This window comes from Aestuariibius sp. HNIBRBA575 (genome assembly GCF_040932005.1).
In the GTDB taxonomy this organism is placed as follows: domain Bacteria; phylum Pseudomonadota; class Alphaproteobacteria; order Rhodobacterales; family Rhodobacteraceae; genus CANLNM01.
The window spans coordinates 2,662,932-2,682,759 of the sequence record NZ_CP162414.1; the positions used below are offsets into that span (position 1 = coordinate 2,662,932).

Annotated in this window: 21 protein-coding genes; 10 read left to right on the forward strand and 11 right to left on the reverse strand. The window is 55.3% G+C overall.

The features are described 5' to 3' along the window. Positions 1-79 precede the first annotated feature (79 nt). Positions 80-946: a M23 family metallopeptidase gene (locus tag AB1F12_RS13415; protein WP_368184875.1), complete on the forward strand. Its 867-nt coding sequence runs from the start codon at positions 80-82 to the stop codon at positions 944-946. 1 nt (position 947) lies between these two features. Here AB1F12_RS13415 and AB1F12_RS13420 read toward each other — a convergent pair whose 3' ends face one another. The 6 genes from AB1F12_RS13420 to hisC form a co-directional block, all read right to left on the reverse strand. Next, positions 948-3,128, reverse strand: a complete 2,181-nt coding sequence (locus AB1F12_RS13420) for a peptidoglycan -binding protein (RefSeq protein ID WP_368184876.1) — start codon at positions 3,126-3,128, stop codon at positions 948-950. A gap of 1 nt (position 3,129) precedes the next feature. Continuing rightward, a complete protein-coding gene (locus AB1F12_RS13425; RefSeq protein WP_368184877.1) occupies positions 3,130-4,281 on the reverse strand; it encodes a biopolymer transporter ExbB in 1,152 nt (383 codons plus the stop codon). A gap of 93 nt (positions 4,282-4,374) precedes the next feature. Continuing rightward, positions 4,375-4,917: a gamma-glutamylcyclotransferase gene (locus AB1F12_RS13430; RefSeq protein ID WP_368184878.1), complete on the reverse strand. Its 543-nt coding sequence runs from the start codon at positions 4,915-4,917 to the stop codon at positions 4,375-4,377. A 5-nt stretch (positions 4,918-4,922) separates the two neighbouring features. After that, complete coding sequence (locus AB1F12_RS13435) at positions 4,923-5,690, reverse strand: extensin family protein (RefSeq protein ID WP_368184879.1); 768 nt, start codon at positions 5,688-5,690, stop codon at positions 4,923-4,925. Then, on the reverse strand, positions 5,687-6,610 hold the full coding sequence (locus tag AB1F12_RS13440; RefSeq protein ID WP_368184880.1) for a prephenate/arogenate dehydrogenase family protein: 924 nt from the start codon (positions 6,608-6,610) through the stop codon (positions 5,687-5,689). The genes AB1F12_RS13435 and AB1F12_RS13440 overlap by 4 nt, the downstream gene beginning before the upstream one ends. Next, positions 6,607-7,692 (reverse strand): histidinol-phosphate transaminase, encoded by a 1,086-nt coding sequence (hisC, locus tag AB1F12_RS13445; protein WP_368184881.1) that lies wholly within the window; start codon positions 7,690-7,692, stop codon positions 6,607-6,609. Before hisC ends, AB1F12_RS13440 begins: the two co-directional genes overlap by 4 nt. A 144-nt stretch (positions 7,693-7,836) precedes the next feature. Here hisC and AB1F12_RS13450 point away from each other — a divergent pair, with 144 nt between their 5' ends. After that, positions 7,837-9,960, forward strand: a complete 2,124-nt coding sequence (locus tag AB1F12_RS13450) for a methyl-accepting chemotaxis protein (protein WP_368184882.1) — start codon at positions 7,837-7,839, stop codon at positions 9,958-9,960. An 81-nt stretch (positions 9,961-10,041) separates the two neighbouring features. Here the strand turns inward: AB1F12_RS13450 and rpsD are convergent, their stop codons facing one another. From rpsD to AB1F12_RS13465, 3 genes are all read right to left on the reverse strand, one after another. Then, a complete protein-coding gene (rpsD, locus tag AB1F12_RS13455) occupies positions 10,042-10,662 on the reverse strand; it encodes a 30S ribosomal protein S4 (RefSeq protein WP_368184883.1) in 621 nt (206 codons plus the stop codon). A gap of 213 nt (positions 10,663-10,875) precedes the next feature. Next, positions 10,876-11,952, reverse strand: a complete 1,077-nt coding sequence (locus AB1F12_RS13460) for a Hint domain-containing protein (protein WP_368184884.1) — start codon at positions 11,950-11,952, stop codon at positions 10,876-10,878. Positions 11,953-12,074: 122 nt separating this feature from the next. Continuing rightward, the gene (locus AB1F12_RS13465) at positions 12,075-13,007 is read right to left on the reverse strand and encodes a lipid A-modifier LpxR family protein (RefSeq protein ID WP_368184885.1); all 933 of its coding nucleotides are present in this window, start codon (positions 13,005-13,007) and stop codon (positions 12,075-12,077) included. 372 nt (positions 13,008-13,379) lie between these two features. Between AB1F12_RS13465 and ffh the strand changes: the two genes are divergently transcribed. From ffh to trmD, 8 genes are read left to right on the forward strand one after another with little or no spacing between them, the layout of a single operon-like run. Next, entirely contained in the window at positions 13,380-14,909 is a 1,530-nt protein-coding gene (ffh, locus tag AB1F12_RS13470) for a signal recognition particle protein (protein ID WP_368184886.1), read from the forward strand. Then, the gene (locus AB1F12_RS13475; protein ID WP_368184887.1) at positions 14,910-15,431 is read left to right on the forward strand and encodes a GNAT family N-acetyltransferase; all 522 of its coding nucleotides are present in this window, start codon (positions 14,910-14,912) and stop codon (positions 15,429-15,431) included. Further along, a complete protein-coding gene (locus AB1F12_RS13480; RefSeq protein WP_368184888.1) occupies positions 15,424-15,720 on the forward strand; it encodes a chorismate mutase in 297 nt (98 codons plus the stop codon). The genes AB1F12_RS13475 and AB1F12_RS13480 overlap by 8 nt, the downstream gene beginning before the upstream one ends. Positions 15,721-15,768: 48 nt before the next feature. Further along, positions 15,769-16,158 (forward strand): 30S ribosomal protein S16, encoded by a 390-nt coding sequence (gene rpsP, locus AB1F12_RS13485; RefSeq protein ID WP_368184889.1) that lies wholly within the window; start codon positions 15,769-15,771, stop codon positions 16,156-16,158. Positions 16,159-16,187: 29 nt separating this feature from the next. Beyond that, the gene (gene bluB, locus AB1F12_RS13490; RefSeq protein ID WP_368184890.1) at positions 16,188-16,817 is read left to right on the forward strand and encodes a 5,6-dimethylbenzimidazole synthase; all 630 of its coding nucleotides are present in this window, start codon (positions 16,188-16,190) and stop codon (positions 16,815-16,817) included. 9 nt (positions 16,818-16,826) lie between these two features. After that, complete coding sequence (gene rimM, locus AB1F12_RS13495) at positions 16,827-17,342, forward strand: ribosome maturation factor RimM (protein ID WP_368184891.1); 516 nt, start codon at positions 16,827-16,829, stop codon at positions 17,340-17,342. Positions 17,343-17,378: 36 nt separating this feature from the next. Next, positions 17,379-18,191, forward strand: coding sequence for a hypothetical protein (locus tag AB1F12_RS13500; protein ID WP_368184892.1), 813 nt, complete (start codon positions 17,379-17,381; stop codon positions 18,189-18,191). Beyond that, positions 18,181-19,011 (forward strand): tRNA (guanosine(37)-N1)-methyltransferase TrmD, encoded by an 831-nt coding sequence (gene trmD / locus AB1F12_RS13505; RefSeq protein WP_368184893.1) that lies wholly within the window; start codon positions 18,181-18,183, stop codon positions 19,009-19,011. Before AB1F12_RS13500 ends, trmD begins: the two co-directional genes overlap by 11 nt. A gap of 22 nt (positions 19,012-19,033) precedes the next feature. Here the strand turns inward: trmD and AB1F12_RS13510 are convergent, their stop codons facing one another. Together AB1F12_RS13510 and AB1F12_RS13515 are read right to left on the reverse strand one after the other, a co-directional pair. Further along, positions 19,034-19,486: a hypothetical protein gene (locus AB1F12_RS13510; RefSeq protein WP_368184894.1), complete on the reverse strand. Its 453-nt coding sequence runs from the start codon at positions 19,484-19,486 to the stop codon at positions 19,034-19,036. An 8-nt stretch (positions 19,487-19,494) separates the two neighbouring features. Beyond that, complete coding sequence (locus AB1F12_RS13515) at positions 19,495-19,758, reverse strand: hypothetical protein (protein ID WP_368184895.1); 264 nt, start codon at positions 19,756-19,758, stop codon at positions 19,495-19,497. Between the last annotated feature and the right edge of the window lie 70 nt (positions 19,759-19,828).

A 19,828-nucleotide genomic window follows, 5' to 3' on the forward strand; every position in this document is an offset into this window, starting at 1 on the left:
TGCCCTTTTTCTGTTTGCATCCCCCGTTTTTGCGCGCGACATCCTGCTTGCATCCCCTGTGGACTGTGACCTTGGGGATATGTGCTATATTCAACAATTCGTGGATCATGATCCCAGCACTGACGCGTCGGATTTCACCTGCGGAAGCCTAAGCTACGACGGACATAAGGGAACCGATTTCGGCCTGCCAACTTTGGCCGCCCAACATGCCGGGGTGGATGTGTTGGCCGCCGCACCGGGCACTGTGCTTGGGGTGCGCAATGACATGTCCGATATTCTACAAGACAGCCCGGACGCCCCCGATGTCACAGGCCGGGAATGCGGCAATGGCGTCGTCATTTCACATGGCGATGGCTGGGAAACGCAATATTGCCATCTGGCACAGGGGTCGGTTTCCGTCCAACCCGGGCAGGCCGTCGCGGCTGGGCAGGTTCTGGGGCGCATCGGATTGTCTGGCCAAACAGAGTTTCCGCATCTGCACCTTTCGGTTCGCAAAGACGGGGCCGTCATCGATCCCTTTGATCCCGACGGCAATATCACCTGCGCAGCCCCCTCAACCAATTCTTTGTGGACCACGCCCCTGCACTGGTCGCCGACTGCATTCATCGATGTGGGCTTTTCCAGTTTTGTACCTGAATATGCCGCGATCAAAGCGGGCGACGCCCATAACACCATTTTGGCCGCATCCGATCCGATTGTTTTGTTTGGGCTCGCATTTGGTGGCCAATCTGAAGATCAGATTACGTTTACCATTCAAAACCCGGATGGGGATATCATCCACCAACAGAATATGACCCTTGATCGCCAACAGGCCCAATATTTCCGCGCAAGTGGCCGCCGGGCTCCGGCTCTTGGGTGGCCCAGTGGCACCTATTTGGGTGAAATCGTTCTGATACGGGCTGGCGTTGTGATCGATCGGACAACGGCAAATGTGTCGGTTGAATAGATCAACGTTCGGTCAGTTTTAACTCAATCCGCCGATTTTGGGCGCGTGCTGCATCCGTATCATCCGGATTCAAGGGTTGATATTGCCCAAACCCGTTTGCGGCCAACCGGTTTGGGGGAATACCCAAAAAGTCGACCATGAAACGTACAACCGACAATGCCCGCGCTTGGCTCAGCTCCCAATTGTCAGAATATTGCCCCAAACCAGAGAGCGGCACGTTATCCGTATGGCCATCTACGCGGATGACCCAATCAATTCCTTCGGGTATGTCGCTTGCAATTGTCCGTAGAATGGCGGCAATTTTGGCGATTTCATCCCGTCCTTCGGCGGACAATTCTGCCTGACCCTGCTGGAACAAAACCTCGGACGAAAACACAAACCTGTCGCCTTCGATACGCACACCTTCTTGGCCCTCGACGACGTCCCGCAACTGGCCAAAGAAATCCGACCGGAACCTTTCAAGGTTTTGAGCTTCGGCTTCCAATTGCGCGCGTTCTTCTTCCAGACGGGCGGTTTCGGCTTCTTCTAGCATCCGACGGCGACGTTCCTCGGCGGCAGCACGTGCAAGGGCCGTGTTCAGCTGGTTCCCCAAGGTTTCAATCTGCACTTGTGACACTTCGTCGGCCTCAGAGGCGACATTCAACAAGGATTGCAACGTCCCGATCTGTTGACGCAACGCGGCGACCTGTTCGTTTAACACAGCCACCTCGCGTCGGGCCTGCGCAGACAGAGCCTGCTCTTGTGACAATGTGGCATTGGCCTGCGCCAACAAAGCCGCCTGACGGTCCGCTTCAGTCAGCCGTTCCCCGGCCAATTCTTGTGCTGCAGATCCGGCCGCCAATGCCTCTGCCAGCCGCGCCTCTAATGTGGCACGGGCGGCTTGCGCATCTGCGGATGTCCCTGCCAGCGACGTAATTTCAGCTTGTAAAACCTGCTGCGCCAACAGCGCTTCGGTCAATTTCTGTTCCAATGTTGCCCGTTGGGCATCGGCGTCTTGCCCGGCGGTTTGGGCCGCTTCGAGTTCAACGCGCAACGCATCGCGCGCCAAAACCGCGCTGGCCAATCGTTCCTGAATGTCCGCCTGCGCAGCGGCCCCGTCTGACAGGGCCAATTCTAACGCCTGACGGGCGGCGTCCAAATCGCCCTCGGCCAGATCCCGCGCCGCAATCACTGCCGCCAAACGGGCCGTCAGATCCGCCGAGCTGGTTTGCGCCTCTTCCAGTGCGGCGCGCGCTTGCGCCAATTCGCCTTGGGTGGATTGCTGCAAAGACAGCGCCGCAGCCAATCGCGTATCCAGATCCGAACTTTGAGACAGAGATTGAGCCAATGACGTTTCCGCCTGTTGCTGCAACAACAAAGCCTGCGCCAATCTAAGGTCCAAATCCGCCCGCGCCGCATCTGCGGCGGCTAACAATGTCAGCGTTTGTTCGGCCTCGCGACGCTGCTCTTCTAACGATAGCGTCAACGCGGTCAGTTCGGTATCGGCATTTTCCAACCGGTCCCGCAATGTCTGGGCGGCGGCGGCATCAACCAAACGCGCCGCTTCTAGGTCAGAAATTTCGGCCTGTGCATCACGGCCATCGGATTCAAGTTGCGCCACCATCGCCTCAAGCGCTTCTCGGCGTGCCGCCGCCAGACGGGCTTGTTCAACGCCTTGGTCAATTTCATCCCGCGCCTGCGCTAAGGCAAGGTTGAGCGCCTCTTGCTCTGACATCAACGTGGCGCGTTCCTGATCCAGTTGCGCAATCTGCGCCTGAGCTTCAGTCCGCTGCGCCAATAGCCCGGCGACTTGGGCCTCAAATCCGGTGATGCGGGATTGCGCATCGGCCAGCGCGCGGGCCGTTGTGTCGCGTTCCTGAGTTAACGACGTAATCAAGGCTGTTTGGGCACGCGCCGTGGCATTTGCTTCGGATAGGTTGGTGGTCAATGTTCCAACCCGCGTCGCCAATCCAGCGGACCGGTCCTGTTCCAGCCCCAGCGCATCGGCCAGCGCGGCGACCTCTTGGGTTAGCTCATTAAGCTGGCTTTCTTGGCCTGTAATTGTTTCCTGCAGAACAAATTGAATGACCATAAAAATGGTCAGCACAAACATCAGGACCAGCAACAGACCGGTCATCGCATCCACAAAACCCGGCCAGATGGACGCCTGAAACCGCGCCCCGGTTCTGCGGCTTAGGGCCATGTCAGGACCCGCCCTGCGCCTGTCGCACAGCCCGGCTTAGTGCGGCAATATCCGTGCGCAAATCGGCCATCACTTCGGCGCGCCCTGCGCTCATTTCTTCTAGTATCCGCAGCATTTGCACATCGATGGACCGCAGGCGCATCCGGCTTTCAGCATCGATGCCATCCATGCCGTTTTCACTGATTTTGTTGATCAGCGCGGTCTGCCCTTCGGCCACTTGTTGCAGCAGCCCGGACATATCAGCACCGGTTTCGATCCGCCCGGCCAATTTGTCGATACTGCCCGCCAATTCGGACAATCGTTCATCCACCTGAGATCGACCAATGTCGGTCTGGGTAAACATGGTTTGCAGGGCTTCCATCTGTTCGGCCAGATTGTCTATCACATGGCCCATCACCCCGGTTTCCCCACCTTCTTCGCCGCTGGCAAACCCGACTCGGGTAATGGTGGATAGCCATTCTTCTAGTTCACGGTAAAACCGGTTTTGACCATGACCGGCGAACAGTTCCAACAGGCCAACAACCAATGACCCGGCCAATCCAAGCAATGAGGATGCAAAGGCGACGCCCATGCCCCCCAACTGGCTTTCTAGTCCCGATTGCAACCGGCCAAAGATTTCGCCGCTGCTTTCGCCCTCTTTTGGGGTGAGGGATTGGATGGTTTCCACCAACGCCGGAACTGTTGTGGCCAAGCCGTAAAACGTGCCCAATAGTCCCAGAAAAATCAATGTGTTGACGATATAACGGGTGATTTCGCGTTCTTCGTCAATCCGCTGTGCCACAGAATCCAAAATCGACCGGCTGGATGTCGACGACAATTGCATCCGGGCGCCGCGCGAACGCAACAGCGTGGCCAGGGGGGCCAATAATTGCGGTGCGACCAGGCCTTGCTCTTCGGTGTTGCGGGTGAAACCGGCGATCCAGCCCACAGACCGCACCAATTGCCCGACCTGCAAAAAGCACGACAAAACACCATAGGCAAAAACCAAGGCAATGAACCCGTTCAAATAGGGATTTGCCAAAAACACAGGCGCCACACTGGGAAAGGCCAAATACCCGCCGGCTCCAACCAATGCCAACACAATGAGCATTGATGTGATTTGACGGATGGGCTGCGTGAAATGCGGCTCTGCCTCGGGTTCCCGAATGTCCATGTGGGCCGGGTCCTTTGTTGGTTTTCTTAGGTGTTTTCTTTGCTCTTATCGTGCGGTCGACCATAAGACGCGCCTGCGAAAAACCCAAATGTTTTATGCAGGCGGCCCGTCCGGGTCCAACAATTGCGACACGCGCTGCACCAGCCATGCCATTTCGTCATCCCGGATGTTCATTTTGTCCAAATGATCCGCGGTATTTTTCAGATACTCAGAATTTGCGCCACGCGCGCCCGTGGCCGACGCAATCATTTGCGCCTGTTTCTCAAGGTCAAAATCACAATATTGATGATTGTTGTGATTGATCACATAGGTCACTGCGTTGATTGGTCCGGCTTCGGTTTCCACATCAACGAATTTTTCCAGATAAGCGTCCGAAATCAATTCGCGCGCGCGTAAATTCGCCAGCACTTGGTCCTCTTGGCCGTCTTTGGCCCGCAATGCCAATCCGGTACAGGTCGCATGATCGGCGTTGTCCAGCGCCAGAACCAGACCGGGCTGGGCTTCGGTTCCGCGATAGTGGATTGATAACATACAAAATGACCGGTGATAGCCGTGCAAAACACCCCGGCGGGATTCTGCGGGCTCAAACCCGGGATCCCATAGCAGGGATCCGTATCCAAATACCCAAAGCGACATCGCGTCTACCTGCAATATGACCCGCTGCGATAGCGCGCGGTGTCAAAGTGAAAATGATCCCGGTGGTGACGGTCCGCATCCGGGCCCAAAACCGTGCCAAATGGCCCACAGGCTGCGGTGTGCATATCCCGCAATTGCCGCCCATCCGCATGGGTCCCCCAGCCGTTAAGCACCGAAATTTCGGACCCGTCCGCCAACCCGATCCCGCCCACATCAATCGCATGACCAAAGGAATGTTCCGACAGACGCGCGCCGGGCTGATTGTTGCGTGTGCGACAGGCATAATGGGCCATCACCCGCAGGCTTGTCGCCCCGCCGCCTTCGTTTCCGACAGCAGGTAAAACGCCCCGTTCCACCCATGTTTTTAACGCCGAAGCCGTCCGGCAATCCAATGTCGCCGGGGTCGACAGCCGCAATCCGGCCACGGCACGCACCCGCACCGCGTTTTCAACACCACAGGCCCCGTTCCCCGGCACATCGCCAATCACGTCGCCCTGAATGTCCATGTCGCCGCAAATGGCTCCGCGACGGCGTTCTTCTTGGGCGCGACGCCCCAGTGCCAGAATGACGTCAGGGCGTTCATTCGGGCGGGCCGAAAAGGCCACGGCTTGGGCGCTCATGACGGTCATTTCGGATTCTGCGCGGTAATCGCCGCGGGTGGATAATGTGGCGTCAAACAGGGTGCGCATCTGTGGACGCAGGGATTGATCCGGCGCATTGGCCGCCGCCATCCCTGCCCAAGCCAGCGCGGCGATGACACCCAATCGGATCATTCTTTGTGCCCTGGATCACGGCCAAAGTTCGGCGCTTCGGTATCTTGGCCTGCATCAATAATGCTGCGTCGAATGGCGCGTGTGCGGGTGAAATAATCAAACAGGTGATCACCGTCACCGGTGCGAATGGCCCGCTGCAACGCAAATAATTCCTCGGTAAATCGGCCCAGAATTTCCAGTGTTGCCTCTTTGTTGGACAAAAACACGTCGCGCCACATGGTGGGATCCGATGCCGCAATCCGGGTGAAATCGCGGAACCCTGCCGCGGAATATTCGATCACTTCGCTGTCGGTGACCCGGCGCAAATCATCCGCGACCCCCACCATCGTATAGGCGATCAAATGCGGTGCATGAGACGTCACAGCCAGCACCAGATCATGATGCTCGGCATCCATTTCATTGACATTTGCGCCCATGGCTTCCCAGAATTTACGCAATGTTGCCACGGAATCTGGATCGCTGCCTTGGGTGGGCACCAACAGGCACCAGCGATTGTCGAACAATTCTGCAAAACCGGATTTTGGCCCGGAATGTTCGGTCCCTGCCAAAGGGTGCGCTGGGACAAAATGCACGCCTTGGGGCACGTAAGGCGCGACAGCGTCAATGACATCGCGTTTGACGGACCCAACATCGCTGATTGTCGCCCCCGGCTTTAGAACTGGGGCAATTTCAGCGGCAACCACCCCCATGGCTCCGACGGGCACACATAGCACCACCAGATCGGCACCTTTGGCAGCGTCTGCGGCGCTGTCACAGACCCGGTCGCATAGTCCAATTTGGCGGGCGATGTCGCGGGTTTCCTGGGACCGGGCGTACCCTGTCACTTCTCCGGCCAAGCCGGATCGTTTGATCGCCCAAAACATGGATGATGCAATCAGGCCCAAACCGATTAGGGCGACGCGATCATAAACCTGACTCATGCGCGTTTCTCTTTGAATTGACCGATAGCATGAACCACCTGACGGCAGCTGGGTTCGTCGCCGATGGTGATCCGCAATCCGTTTGGCAATTTATACCCCGCCACTTTGCGCACCAAGAGCCCCTGACTGCGCAAATAGTCCTCGCAGGCCTCTGCCTCTGCCTGATCAGCAAAGCGCGCCAAAATGAAGTTGGCCGTAGACGTGTCCGACGGCACGCCCAACGCCGCCAGCGCCCCGGCCATCCAATCGCGCATGCGGGTGTTGTCGGCCCGGCATTTATCCACATAAGACTGATCACGCACGGCGGCTTCGGCCCCGGCCAATGCGGCGTTTGACAGGTTGAAGGGGCCGCGCACACGGTTCAACACATCAATCACGTCTTGGGTCGCGTAGCCCCAGCCGACGCGCAAGCCACCCAATCCATAAATCTTGGAAAAGGTGCGCGTCATGACGATATTGCTATGACTATCGATCAGGGCTGCACCGCCATCATAATCTTCGACATATTCGGCATAAGCCCCGTCCAGCACCAACAAACACTTTTCCGGCAACCCTTCGGCTAGCCGTTTCGCTTCGGCGCCGGAAATCATCGTTCCGGTGGGGTTGGCCGGGTTGGCGATAAACACCAGTCGGGTTTTGTCCGTGCACGCAGCCAAAATGGCATCCACATCGACCACACGATCACGTTCGGGCACTTCGACCGGGTCAGCGCCTGCTGCCAGAGCTGAAATTTTGTACATGGCAAAACCATGTTCCGTATAAATCACTTCGGTATCTGGACCGGCATAGGCCTGGCACAAAAAGGTGATGACTTCGTCCGATCCGACGCCGCAAATGATGCGCTCACTCTCAAGCCCGTGCACCTCTGCGATGGCATTGCGCAGGCTGGCGTGATCGGTCGATGGATATCGATGCATTTCATGGATAGACCGGGTGATCGCCTCTTTGGCGGCAGATGACGGACCCGCCGGATTTTCGTTTGAGGACAATTTCACCACGTTGGACAAACCCGGTATCGCAGATGCGCCACCTTGATAGAGCTTTATGTCCATAATCCGTGGCTGAGGCTCGATTTTGGTCATGTTCCATCCTTTATTGCCCCGTCGTTCTAATGACGTCGGCCCCACAACAAAAGCGATTTCCGCTGATTTGGCGGCAAGAAAGCAATTGTTAGAGTTTCGGGGGTAGGCATGTGGAAACTGCGGTTGCAAGGAAATGTCGAACACATGAAACTCCGGAACCAAATTCTCTCTATTGTTCTTGTACCGCTTATTGGGTTGTTGATTGTGGCGTCGATCGGGCTGTGGAACGCGTCGTCGACCTATTTCAATGCGCGCAAAACATCTGAATCCATTCAATCTGCCTTTATGATCAGTGATTTGATCCACGAATTGCAATTGGAACGCAGCTATTCCGTTGGCGCGGTTAATTCCCAGAATGCAGAATTTTTCGATCAATTGCAGCAAACGCGCCCACGTGTTGACGCGCTAATGGATCAAATGCTGTTGTCGGGACTGGATTTGCCCGAATACGACGCCGATCTGGTTCAAACTTTTCAAGATGTGCTGGTGGATTTGCCTCAGAAACGGGCGGATATCGATGAAACGGGCCTATCGGTTCCCCAGGCGCGGGTCTATTTCAACAATCTGATCCAGGCAGTCATCGCGATCGAAGACGCACATTTCGTCGAAGTGAATATCCCAAGCCTGACCTCTGTCAATGTGGGCTATATCGCGCTGGAACAGGCCAAAGACGCGGCCGATCTGGAACGAACCGCTGGGATTTTAGGCTTTAGCAACCGGCGCTTTAGCCCCTTTGTGTTCAAATTTTTTGTCGCCGAGGTCGCCGTTCAAAGGGCGTTTATGGCGCAGGCCGCCACCTTGCTACATGGCCACCTGGATATGACCGAACTCACAGATCTGCCCGAGGCGCTTGAACTTAATCGGATGCGTGGGCTGGCATATGGCGGCACATTGGGCACTTGGACTGCGCCACAATGGTTCGATATTTCAACGGGTTGGATTGATATTATCCGCAATCAACAAACCCAAACCCGAGCCTTGGTGCAATCCTTGCGCCAATCCGCTGAGCAAAGTGCACTTGTCGTCTGCCTGATCCTCATGGGGGTGGTCGTTTTATCCACAATTGCGAGCCTTGCAATTGGTCTGAAACTCATGCGTGGGTTTGAACGCCAAATCAAATCCCTGCAAAAATCCATGGATCGAATTGCCCATAAAGAGTTTGAACACGAAGTTGAAAATCTGGATCAAAATTCTGAAATTGGTGACCTTGCCAAGGCGTTGAACAAAACCCGTCTGGATTTGATGGCCGCAGATCAACAGCTCGAAAAATCCCGTAATGACAGCAATTATGTCGTGACCACTTTGGCCAACAGTTTGGGCCAGCTTGCTGAAAGCAACCTCAATTGTCAGATCCCCGATCCGTTTATCGACAAATATGAACCCCTAAGGCATGATTTTAACCGCGCTGTTGACGGGCTTGGCAACATGATTATTCAGGTCACCGAAACCGTGCAAACTATTCAGTTTAAATCGCGCGAACTTACCTCTGCGTCGACAAAACTAGCCCGGCGATCGGAAACAGGTGCCGCGTCACTCGAAGAATCGACAGCCGCGGTTCACCAAATCACGGAATCGATCGAAAATTCCGCGACCGAAGTGCACCACATGAACAAATCGGCGAGTGCTGCACGTGTAGAAGCCGAAAAAGGGGGCAGCACGGTTGCGCACGCCATTGATGCGATGAACCAAATCAACACTGCCGCTGAAGAAATGACCAGCATCACTGACACAATCCAAGAAATTGCATTCCGAACCAACTTGCTCGCGCTGAACGCAGGGGTCGAAGCCGCCCGCGCGGGCGAAGCCGGGCGCGGATTTGCCGTCGTTGCTGGGGAAATCCGTGAACTGGCCCAACGAGCCGCCGATTCCGTCGGGGAAATTCAATCCCGGATCAACGCGACAGTTGAACGGATCGAAGAGGGTGTTGAGCTCGTCGATCAAACCGGAAGCTTGTTTGATGGAATTGTCGAAAAGGTGAATTCGGTCACGGATATGGCGGGCCAAATCGCATCAGGCTCTGACGACCAAACCGAAACGATCCAAGGCATGAACGCATCCATGACCTCTCTTGATCTGGTCACGCAGGAAAATGCGAATATGGCGCAGGAAACTTCAAGCCTGAGCGAAATGTTAAGTCAGGAATCCCAAATTTTGGCAGAGCTGACACAAACATTTAAAATCACTCAAGACCAAGACCAAGACCAAGACCAAGACCAAGACCAAGACCAAGACCAAGACCAAGAAAGCCCGGTCCGAGCGGCGTCGTAACTGTCAATGTAAAGCTTTGCCCAAACAAAAAAAGGGACCGCACAATTCTGTGCGATCCCTCTATTTCTTATGCTTAGAACCTTAGTTCTGAGCGTAGTATTCGATCACCAGATTTGGTTCCATTTGAACCGCATAAGGCACGTCGCCCAGACCGGGGGTCCGTACGAATGTTGCTGTCATTTTGTTGTGGTCAGCTTCAACATAGTCAGGCACATCGCGCTCTGGCAGTTGAACAGCTTCCAACAGAACAGCCAATTGCTTGGAACGATCACGAACCTCAACAACGTCACCTTCTTTTACGCGATACGAAGGAATGTTGACGCGCTTGCCGTTCACCAGAACGTGGCCGTGGTTCACAAACTGACGTGCCGCAAACACGGTTGGTACGAATTTGGCGCGGTAAACAACTGCGTCCAAACGGCGTTCCAGCAGACCGATCAGGTTTTCACCTGTGTCGCCTTTTACACGCTCAGCTTCGGTAAAGATGCGACGGAACTGTTTTTCAGTCAGATCGCCGTAGTAGCCTTTCAGCTTCTGCTTGGCGCGCAATTGCAGACCAAAGTCAGACAATTTGCCTTTGCGGCGCTGACCGTGCTGGCCGGGGCCGTAATCACGACGATTGACGGGGGATTTTGGACGACCCCAGATGTTTTCACCCATCCGGCGGTCAATTTTATACTTGGCAGACGTACGTTTAGTCACGGCTGATCTCCTTCGTTCAGGTTTCGAAGGGCGTTGTCCTCTCCCTGGATTTTGCCAGGTCGACAGGGTTCCTCTTGCGAGGGCCACCAACACCAATGAAGCGCGGCTTATACGCCTTTGATCATCAGAGTCAACAACCCTAAATCAGCAATTAGACCCCTATCAAAGAATGCGAATGCGACCGATCACGTCCTACGATGATCAAGTTGCCAATCAGGCGGCTTGGTGTCGCAAAATCGCTGCTTCTGATCCCGCTAAAACGCGACGTGCATAGCCGCCATAACTTTGGGCGTCACTGCTGAAATCAGGCAACACCGCATTTAGCCGCGTCAGGTCATCAGACGCCATCGACGCCAAATCTGCGCTCAAGGGATGGAAACTTTCGGTTTCGACCCCATTGGCGAACACGATTTCATGTTGTGGCAGCATCAGATGGATATACTGAACGCCGCGCACCTGACGATCGACGATGATTTCGCGATCGTTTACCAGATCTCGGGCGGCCACCAGCACCTCTTGGCAATTAAACAAAATCCGCGCACGTTCGCCGCGCAGCACAATGCGATGATCGGGCGAAACCAGCAGACTGTTATCCGGGATATCCACCCCAAGCGAGGATCGGTTCAAACGCACCGGCGCCAGATGGGGCATTGCATATAGGCGCGCGCCGCTGACGTGACGTTGCCCCTGCCAGATCACTGCTTGTAGGCCGTTATCTTTGGTCTGAAGCCGGGTGCCGATGCCAACCTGTTCCACGGGCAAAGGCCCCTGTTCAGTCTGGATCAGCGTCCCCGGCGTAAAACAAATCACGCCGCCGGCCGGATCGCCCGGCATCCCACGGGCCTGTTGGCGGGCGTTCAGGTCAACATTGTGACTGACCACCCACAAATCCGCCGCGCGTGGGGGAATTTCGGCGTGAAACATACAAAGTGGGGTTTTTCCCATTCCGGCGTCGATCAACGTCACCGTCCAGGTGTCACGCCCATCCGTCACGGTAAACGCTTCGTCAAACAAGGGCCCTTCGACCGGGAGCTCATCAAGTTTGGATGTGTCCGCCTCGACTGAATTTAACAAACGGCGCACACTAAGTGCGGCGCGTTTGCGTAGGTTTGCCTCGCCTTTTGCGTCGCCAAGGGGCAAAATGCCCTTGGGCCCATCAACGCGCATCGCCTCACCTGTCCATCTCCAAGCGACGCCAACGCGCAACGATTGAAGCGGTGCGGACCCAAGTCCGTCAATTTCGGTTTGCGACCAGGGGACGACAAACGTGCCACGAAAGCCCGTTTTCATGCCTGTTACCTGCCTTTTCGTTTCCTCAATGCGTCCGCCTCTTTGGGCCGATCACATGGATAAGGTATCAGCCGCAATCAACGGCAGGCAAGCGTTAATACAAGGGCGCGTTAACTATTTGTTCAGAAGTTGAGATTGAGCTTCAGTGAGCCCAGCAATTGGCCTTCGGGTTGGCCTTCGAATTCTTCGGACAGATAGGTCAGCCCGTAGAAAAACGAAACATCCTCAGCGAATTGCCAATGGGCCCCGGCGCGCAGGCGGGTGCGATTGTTCAGGGCGGTCACCCCTCGGTCATCAGGCAACCAAGCGCTGTCCGCCACATGGGTGTAATCCGCCCCAAACGTAAAGGCCAAACCCCCATCAACGCCTTCAACGCCTTCAACGCCGCGATAAAGCTGGCCGGTCGGCACATCGCGGATCAACAGATCCGACTGGCCAATCCGTCCATACATCACGTCAAATCCAACCCGCGCGAAATCCTCTGGCCCGGTTTTCACCTCGGCAAAGGGACGGATCGTTGTGCGATCATTCAGGCGCACAGGGCGCGACACCTCGGCGCCAATCCCAAAATGAACCGCGTTTTCCAATTGGTCATCCAGAACCCGTGGCGTCGGCGCATCCACCAAAACGTGGAACCATTCCTGCAATTCGCCCAATCCCGTCTGCGGCCCCACGGCGGTGATTTCTGCACCCGCCGCTATATCATAGGCCCCGCGGGCAAAATGTGTGTGCGCCCCAAAGGTCAGCGCGCCGACATAAGGACGGTCATCCGATCCAACCCCGTTTAGACGCCGGGGTGCGATGATTTCGGTGCGCACCCGGTATTCCATCAGTTCAAACGCGGCTTCGGGTGGGCGGCCATTCCATTCATAGCCACGCACCAGCGACCATGAATATGACCCAGACCGCCAGCGATCGTCACCATCCCCGAAAAAGTCATTGGTGAACAAACGGCCAAAGCCCAGCGTTTTGCGATCCTCTGCAGCGGCGGTATCCGCAGCCAAACCAGAAGAAACCGCAATAATACCGGCCAAAATGATTGAAATAATGCGCATGCTTTGTTCCGTTCCTAAACCGTAATCGGCGCCCCACCTTTAGGTTCTATAAACTGCGACCCTGTGAATTGGCCAGTTGTGGATTGAAAACACCCAACATGTATGTCGCATGGGTTACATCAATGCCACGCCCGAACGGGTCAGTATCTGTGGGCCTATATGACCCTGACTCTGGTCTTGACTCTGACGGTGTAATCCCACAAAACCACCCCAAATCCGGAAGTGCAAAACCTTCCGGTCCTGCGCCCTGCCAGGATCGACCCCCGTCAGCGAGTTTCGCCCACGGGGGCCTTTGTCGTGTGGCGCTTGGAGTTTAATGAGCCGGTTCCTATCTAGGGACCAGACCCCGAAATGGCCAAGGAGGGCCGAGGCATGTTTGAAAATCTATCCGAACGTCTCTCTGGCGTCTTTGATCGGCTGACAAAACAGGGCGCGCTGTCCGAAGACGACGTGAAAACCGCGCTGCGCGAAGTGCGTGTTGCCCTGCTAGAAGCCGATGTTTCATTGCCCGTTGCGCGTGATTTCGTCAAAGCGGTCACCGAAAAGGCCACCGGCCAAGCCGTCACCAAATCCATCACCCCCGGTCAACAAGTCGTCAAAATCGTCCATGACGAATTGGTGCATGTATTGGCCGGAGAAGACGATGCAGGTGATCTGAAAATCGACAATCCGCCTGCGCCGATCCTGATGGTTGGTCTGCAAGGGTCCGGTAAAACCACAACGACCGCCAAACTGGCAAAACGTCTGACCGAACGCGAAGGCAAACGTGTTTTGATGGCGTCGCTGGATGTGAATCGCCCCGCTGCGATGGAACAATTGGCGATTCTGGGCACGCAGATCGGCGTAGACACCCTGCCCATCGTCAAAGGCGAAGACCCGGTTCAGATCGCAAAACGCGCCAAAACCCAAGCCAGCCTTGGTGGTTATGACGTCTACATGCTGGATACGGCCGGTCGTTTGCACATTGATGCCGAACTGATCCAACAGGCCGCGGATGTGCGTGACGTGGCCAATCCGCGCGAAACCTTGCTGGTGGTCGATGGCCTGACCGGTCAGGACGCCGTGAATGTGGCGCAGGAATTTGACGACAAAATCGGCGTCAGCGGCGTGGTTCTGACCCGGATGGACGGCGATGGACGCGGCGGTGCGGCCCTGTCGATGCGCGCTGTGACAGGCAAACCGATCCGGTTTGTAGGTCTTGGCGAAAAAATGGACGCCATCGAAGAATTCCACGCCGAACGTGTGGCGGGCCGCATTCTGGGCATGGGCGACATTGTTGCGCTGGTCGAAAAGGCCCAGGAAACCATCGAGGCCGAACAAGCCGAACGGATGATGCGCCGGTTCCAAAAAGGTCAGTTCAACATGAACGACCTGCGCATGCAGCTGGAACAGATGATGAAAATGGGCGGTATGGAATCCATGATGGGCATGATGCCCGGCATGGGCAAAGCCGCCAAACAAATGGCTGCGGCGGGCATGGATGACAGCATTCTGAAACGTCAGATTGCGCTGATCAATTCCATGACCAAACGCGAACGCGCCAATCCTGCCCTGCTACAAGCCAGCCGTAAAAAACGGATCGCCAAAGGCGCCGGGCTGGAAGTGTCGGAACTGAACAAGCTGCTGAAACAGCATCGTCAGATGTCTGACATGATGAAAAAACTGGGTAAAATGGGCAAAGGCGGTATGCTGAAACAAGCCATGAAAGGCATGTTCGGCAAAGGCGGCGGTATGCCTGATATGGCCGGAATGGACCCGTCGCAGATGGATCCCAAAGCCATGCAAGAAGCCGCCAAAGCGCTGGGTGCCGGTGGCAAACTGCCCGGCGGCATGGGCGGTCTGCCCGGATTGGGTGGTGGCGGCTTGCCCCCCGGCCTGTCTGGTTTCGGGAAAAAGAAATAAGTGATCAACCGCCCTGTCATAAAAACGGATCGTTTGGCCCTGCGTGTCCCTGAAATTGGGGATAGCGACGCCTTTGCCGCGTTCCTAAAACTAGATCGTTCCAAGTTTGTTGGGGGTCCGGGATTTGACTTTATGGCGTCGTGCCGGGCTTGGGGCCATGCGGCGGCATCGTGGATGTTCCACGGCTACGGCCCCTTTACCATCTGTTTGCCAGACGGAACCACTATCGGCCATGCCGGTCCCTGGTTCCCGCGCCCATGGCCCGAACCTGAGTTTGGCTGGTGCTTGTGGGCGGAAGAATATGACGGACAGGGCTACGCATCCGAAGCCATGACCGCGATCCGCGACTGGACCTTTGCCAACACTGATCTGACATCGCTGGTGGCTTATATCGACCCGGCCAATGACGCATCAAAACGTCTGGCGGAACGTCTGGGCGGTGTGGTTGACCCCAACGCCAAAGCCCCGGACGACGACCCCGTTGTTATCTATCGCATTTCCGCAGGAGCCCACCATGAGTGATCAAGTGACACGCGCCGCTGAGCTGCTCAAAGAGCACCGCGAAAGCATCGACCGGCTGGATGCAGTGCTGGTATTTACGCTGGCCGAGCGGTTCAAACACACCCAATCGGTGGGCGTTCTAAAGGCAACCCATACCCTGCCCCCGTCTGATCCCATGCGCGAAGCCGCACAGATCGAACGGTTGCAACGTCTGGCGGCAGATGCCGATCTGGACCCCGAATTCGCTAAGAAATTCCTGAACTTCATCATTCAGGAAGTCATCCAACACCACAAGAAACACCAATCTTAGGATCGGCCTCTGGCCCTTCCGAACCCGCCATTTATAAGGAGAAACACAATGGCTATGAAAATCCGGCTCGCCCGCGGCGGTTCCAAAAAACGTCCTTTTTACCGCATCGTTGCTGCCGACAGCCGCATGCCACGTGATGGCCGTTTCATCGAAAAACTGGGCACATATAACCCATTGCTGGCCAAAGACAGCGAAGAGCGCGTGAAAATGGACATGGAACGTGTTCAGTACTGGTTGGACCAAGGCGCACAGCCAACTGACCGTATCGCACGTATGCTCGAAGCGGCTGGCGTTCTGACCAAGAAAGAGCGTTCCAACCCGAAAAAAGCTGTTCCCGGCAAAAAAGCAACTGACCGTGCTGAAGAAAAAGCTGCTAAGGCTGCTGAAGCGGCAGAAGCTGCTGCGGCACCTGCTGAAGAAGCAGCCGCTGAGGAATAATCGTCGGAACATAAAGGGAGCAGCCCGTCATGGAGCCATTATCGGACACGTTCCGTTCAGAGCTTGACCGGCTGTTCACCTGGCGCCGGGATGTCCGGCGTTTCCGAACCGATCCAGTGGACGAGGCCGTGCTTGCGCGCGGCCTCTCTGCATTTGCGCTTGGCCCATCTGTGGGCCTGTCAGAACCCTGGCGTTTGGTCCGCATCCAAAGTGACGCAGCCCGTCAAAAGGCGCTGTCGAATTTTGAAGCTGCAAACCAGAGGGCATTGGCCGGGTTTGAAGGGGATAAAGCAGAACTATATGCCGGGCTAAAATTGTCCGGGATGCGAGATGCCCCCATTCAATTGGCGATCTATTGTGACGATACCACACCCAAAGGCCACGGTTTGGGCGCCGAAACCATGCCGGAAATGCGGCGTTATTCGGTGATCTGTGCGATCATGCAAATGTGGCTGGCGCTGGCGGCCGAAGGTGTGGGCATGGGCTGGGTGTCAATCATTGATCCGGATAAACTGTCCGAGGACCTAAACGCCCCCAAAAATTGGACCTTGGTCGCATATTTGTGTATCGGCTGGCCAGAACGACATACTGATTTGCCTGAATTGCAACAGGCCGGTTGGGAAACCCGCGCCGATGGATTGACCATCGTCAATGCGTAAGAGGCTGACATGACAGAAGAAAACACAGACCAAATCATCGTCGGAACCATTGCAGGTGCCTTTGGGGTGCGTGGCGAAGTGCGCCTGAAAAGCTATTGCGCGATTCCACATGCCATTGCCGAATACGCGCCACTGACCACCCAAGACGGTCAGGTTTTTGCCCAGATCGTCGTCGAAGGACACACCAAAAACGGCCTCATTGCGCGGGTCGATGGTATCACAACCAAAGAACAGGCCGACGCTCTGAAAGGCACGGATCTGTTCACGCAGCGCGCCCGGTTGCCGTCTTTGCCTGATGATGAGTTTTACCATTCCGATCTGATCGGCCTAGAGGTCGTGGACACAGGCGGCCAGCATTTGGGCAAGGTGAAAACAGTGCAAAACAATGGGGCAGATGACCTGTTGGAAATCCACGGGCCGGGGCTGAAATCTACGGTGTTGCTGCCATTCACCAAGGCCGCCATTCCCACGGTTGATTTGGCGGCAGGCCGGTTGGTCGCAGACCCACCAGAAGGCATTTTCTAAAATGATATCGCCGCTCAAACGGGTTGCGATCAGATCATGACGGCGCGCCGTATCATTATCCATGCTGGGTTTCATAAAACCGGGACGACAACGATCCAGAATTTTTTGCGTCACAACGGCAAACTGATTTACCCCCATTCTGCCATGTTGTTGCCGGGAAAATTGCGATCCGCCGCTGCGGCGATGGCATTGCGCTATTCCTCCACGGGCCGGGCGGTTTATGCCACGTCTTTTGGTGAAGAGCTGCGCGAAATGATGTCAAACATCAGCGTTGGCAAACGGTCTGTTTTGATCAGCGACGAAAACCTGATTGGACGGATGCCCGGACGCGACGGGCAGTTGGGGTATCCTAAAATCACCGATTTAATCCTGTGTTTGCGCGACGCTGTGTTGGACAGCTTTGGCCCGGATCTGGATATCCATTATGTGTTCACGACACGCGACCGGGATGCGTGGCTGCAATCGCTATATCAGCACAATGTCACCCGGGGTCGCCTAACCCAAAACTATGATGAATTTGACGCAACGCTGCGCCCCTATGCCGATTTGGCCCCACTGGTTGAGGGATTAAAGGAACATCTGGGTGCGCAAAATGTCCATGCCTTTGATTTGGCTGATCTGGCCAAAATGCCCTTTGGCCCTGCCAGCCCGATTGTTGATTTATTATCATTGCCCGCTAAAAAAGGCGCGCAGCTGCAACCGGTGCCAAGTGCGAATATCAGCGTGACGGATGATATTTTGATGCGTTGCCTTGAACTGAACCGCACGACGCTGGACGACAAAGACATTAACGACCAAAAGGTTGCGATGCTGGTCGCATTCCGCAGAAAGCTAAACAATGCCCACTGATACGCCTGAAAAAAACGCCGCGACCAAGCCTGATGACAACAAATCACATGGCCGCAAATCGATCCAAGCCACGCTACAGCCGCGTGAATTGGTCACTGATCGCCCTGATTTGGCCCGCGCCTGGACCGCACAGATCATCACTTTGTTTCCGCAGGCCTTTCCCGGGTTATTGGGCGAAAGCCTGACAGGCAAGGCATTAAAGGACGGGATTTGGCAGACCCAAATGACCGATTTGCGCATTTTTGGCGAGGGTCGCCATCGCAATGTGGATGACACGCCAGCGGGGGGCGGTGCGGGGATGGTTCTGCGCCCGGATGTGCTTGGCAAAGCGATTGAATTTACCCGCCGTCAGGCCCGCGGCGTGATGCCGATTGTGTACCTGTCCCCACGTGGGCGCCGGTTTGATCAGGCGATGGCGCAGAACTGGGCGCAATGCGACGGGATCACCATGTTATGCGGCCGTTTTGAAGGCGTCGATGAACGGGTGCTGGAACATTACAACATCCAAGAGGTGTCGCTGGGGGATTTTGTCCTGACCGGGGGGGAAATCGCCGCACAGGCCATGATCGACGCCACGGTGCGCCTGCTGCCCGGTGTGCTGGGCAATGCCGAAAGTATTGAGGATGAAAGCCATTCAAACGGGTTGTTGGAACATCCACAATATACCAAGCCCGCCGACTGGAATGGCCGCAAAATCCCCGAAGTCCTGACATCCGGCCACCACGGTAAAATCGCTGAATGGCGCCGCGAAATGAGCGAAAAGATCACCCAAGAACGCCGGCCGGATATGTGGGAAAAGTTTAAGAGTAAGGATGTTTGATCAGCACAATTGCCAGTTCGTCCTATTCACCAAGTTCATTGGACAATCTCAAACGCGTTGGCTTCGATTTCGATAGTATTTCTAAAGCTGCTCCCAGCTCATCATCACGAATAATCACATTCTTGGTTAAGTGAGCCATCCCCTTATTAATCTTCCTTCTCTCAGATGTTGACAACAAACGATCAGCCCCTGATAAAACTTTCCCAACGTCGATAGCTAAATCCTTAGCAATCAAGTCGTCAGAATTTGGGCGTCTGTTTGAGAGAAAGTCATCGAGAGATCGAAGGCTAATCAAACTAAAGTATATAGATCCGCGCATAACATAGTAGGGGCTCGTTCGGCCCCAGTCTGCCTTGGTCTGCTCTGGAAGTTTCGTGGCGACGTTTTGCCAATGCTCAAATGTTTCACATCCGCGCAAGACAACGCAGACTCTTTGAACCATCTCAAACTGAGTTAATTTCAATTGCAAATCCACCTTTGCGCTTAAAAATCGTCAGCTATTAACACCAAAAGTTGACATCTGCAGCCGATGACACAAGAACATCCTCCTTCTTCAGTGTGAGGTAATTTCGGAGCTTCGGATTTTTCAAATACTTGACCACTTTTCGCGAGACAAAACTCGCACGTATTGTTGTCTTGAACAGCGCTAATCCGAACTTGTGTCACAAACTCAAATTCATTAATTTGCTGCAAATGATGTTCGTATGCCGCCTTTCGTTGTTTATACAAACCTTCCAAGGTGGGCATAATCTTTCTCCAGTTGGATTTGACTTAAACCTTAGTGAGAAACCTAATCAATGTTAGCGTTGATGCCTAG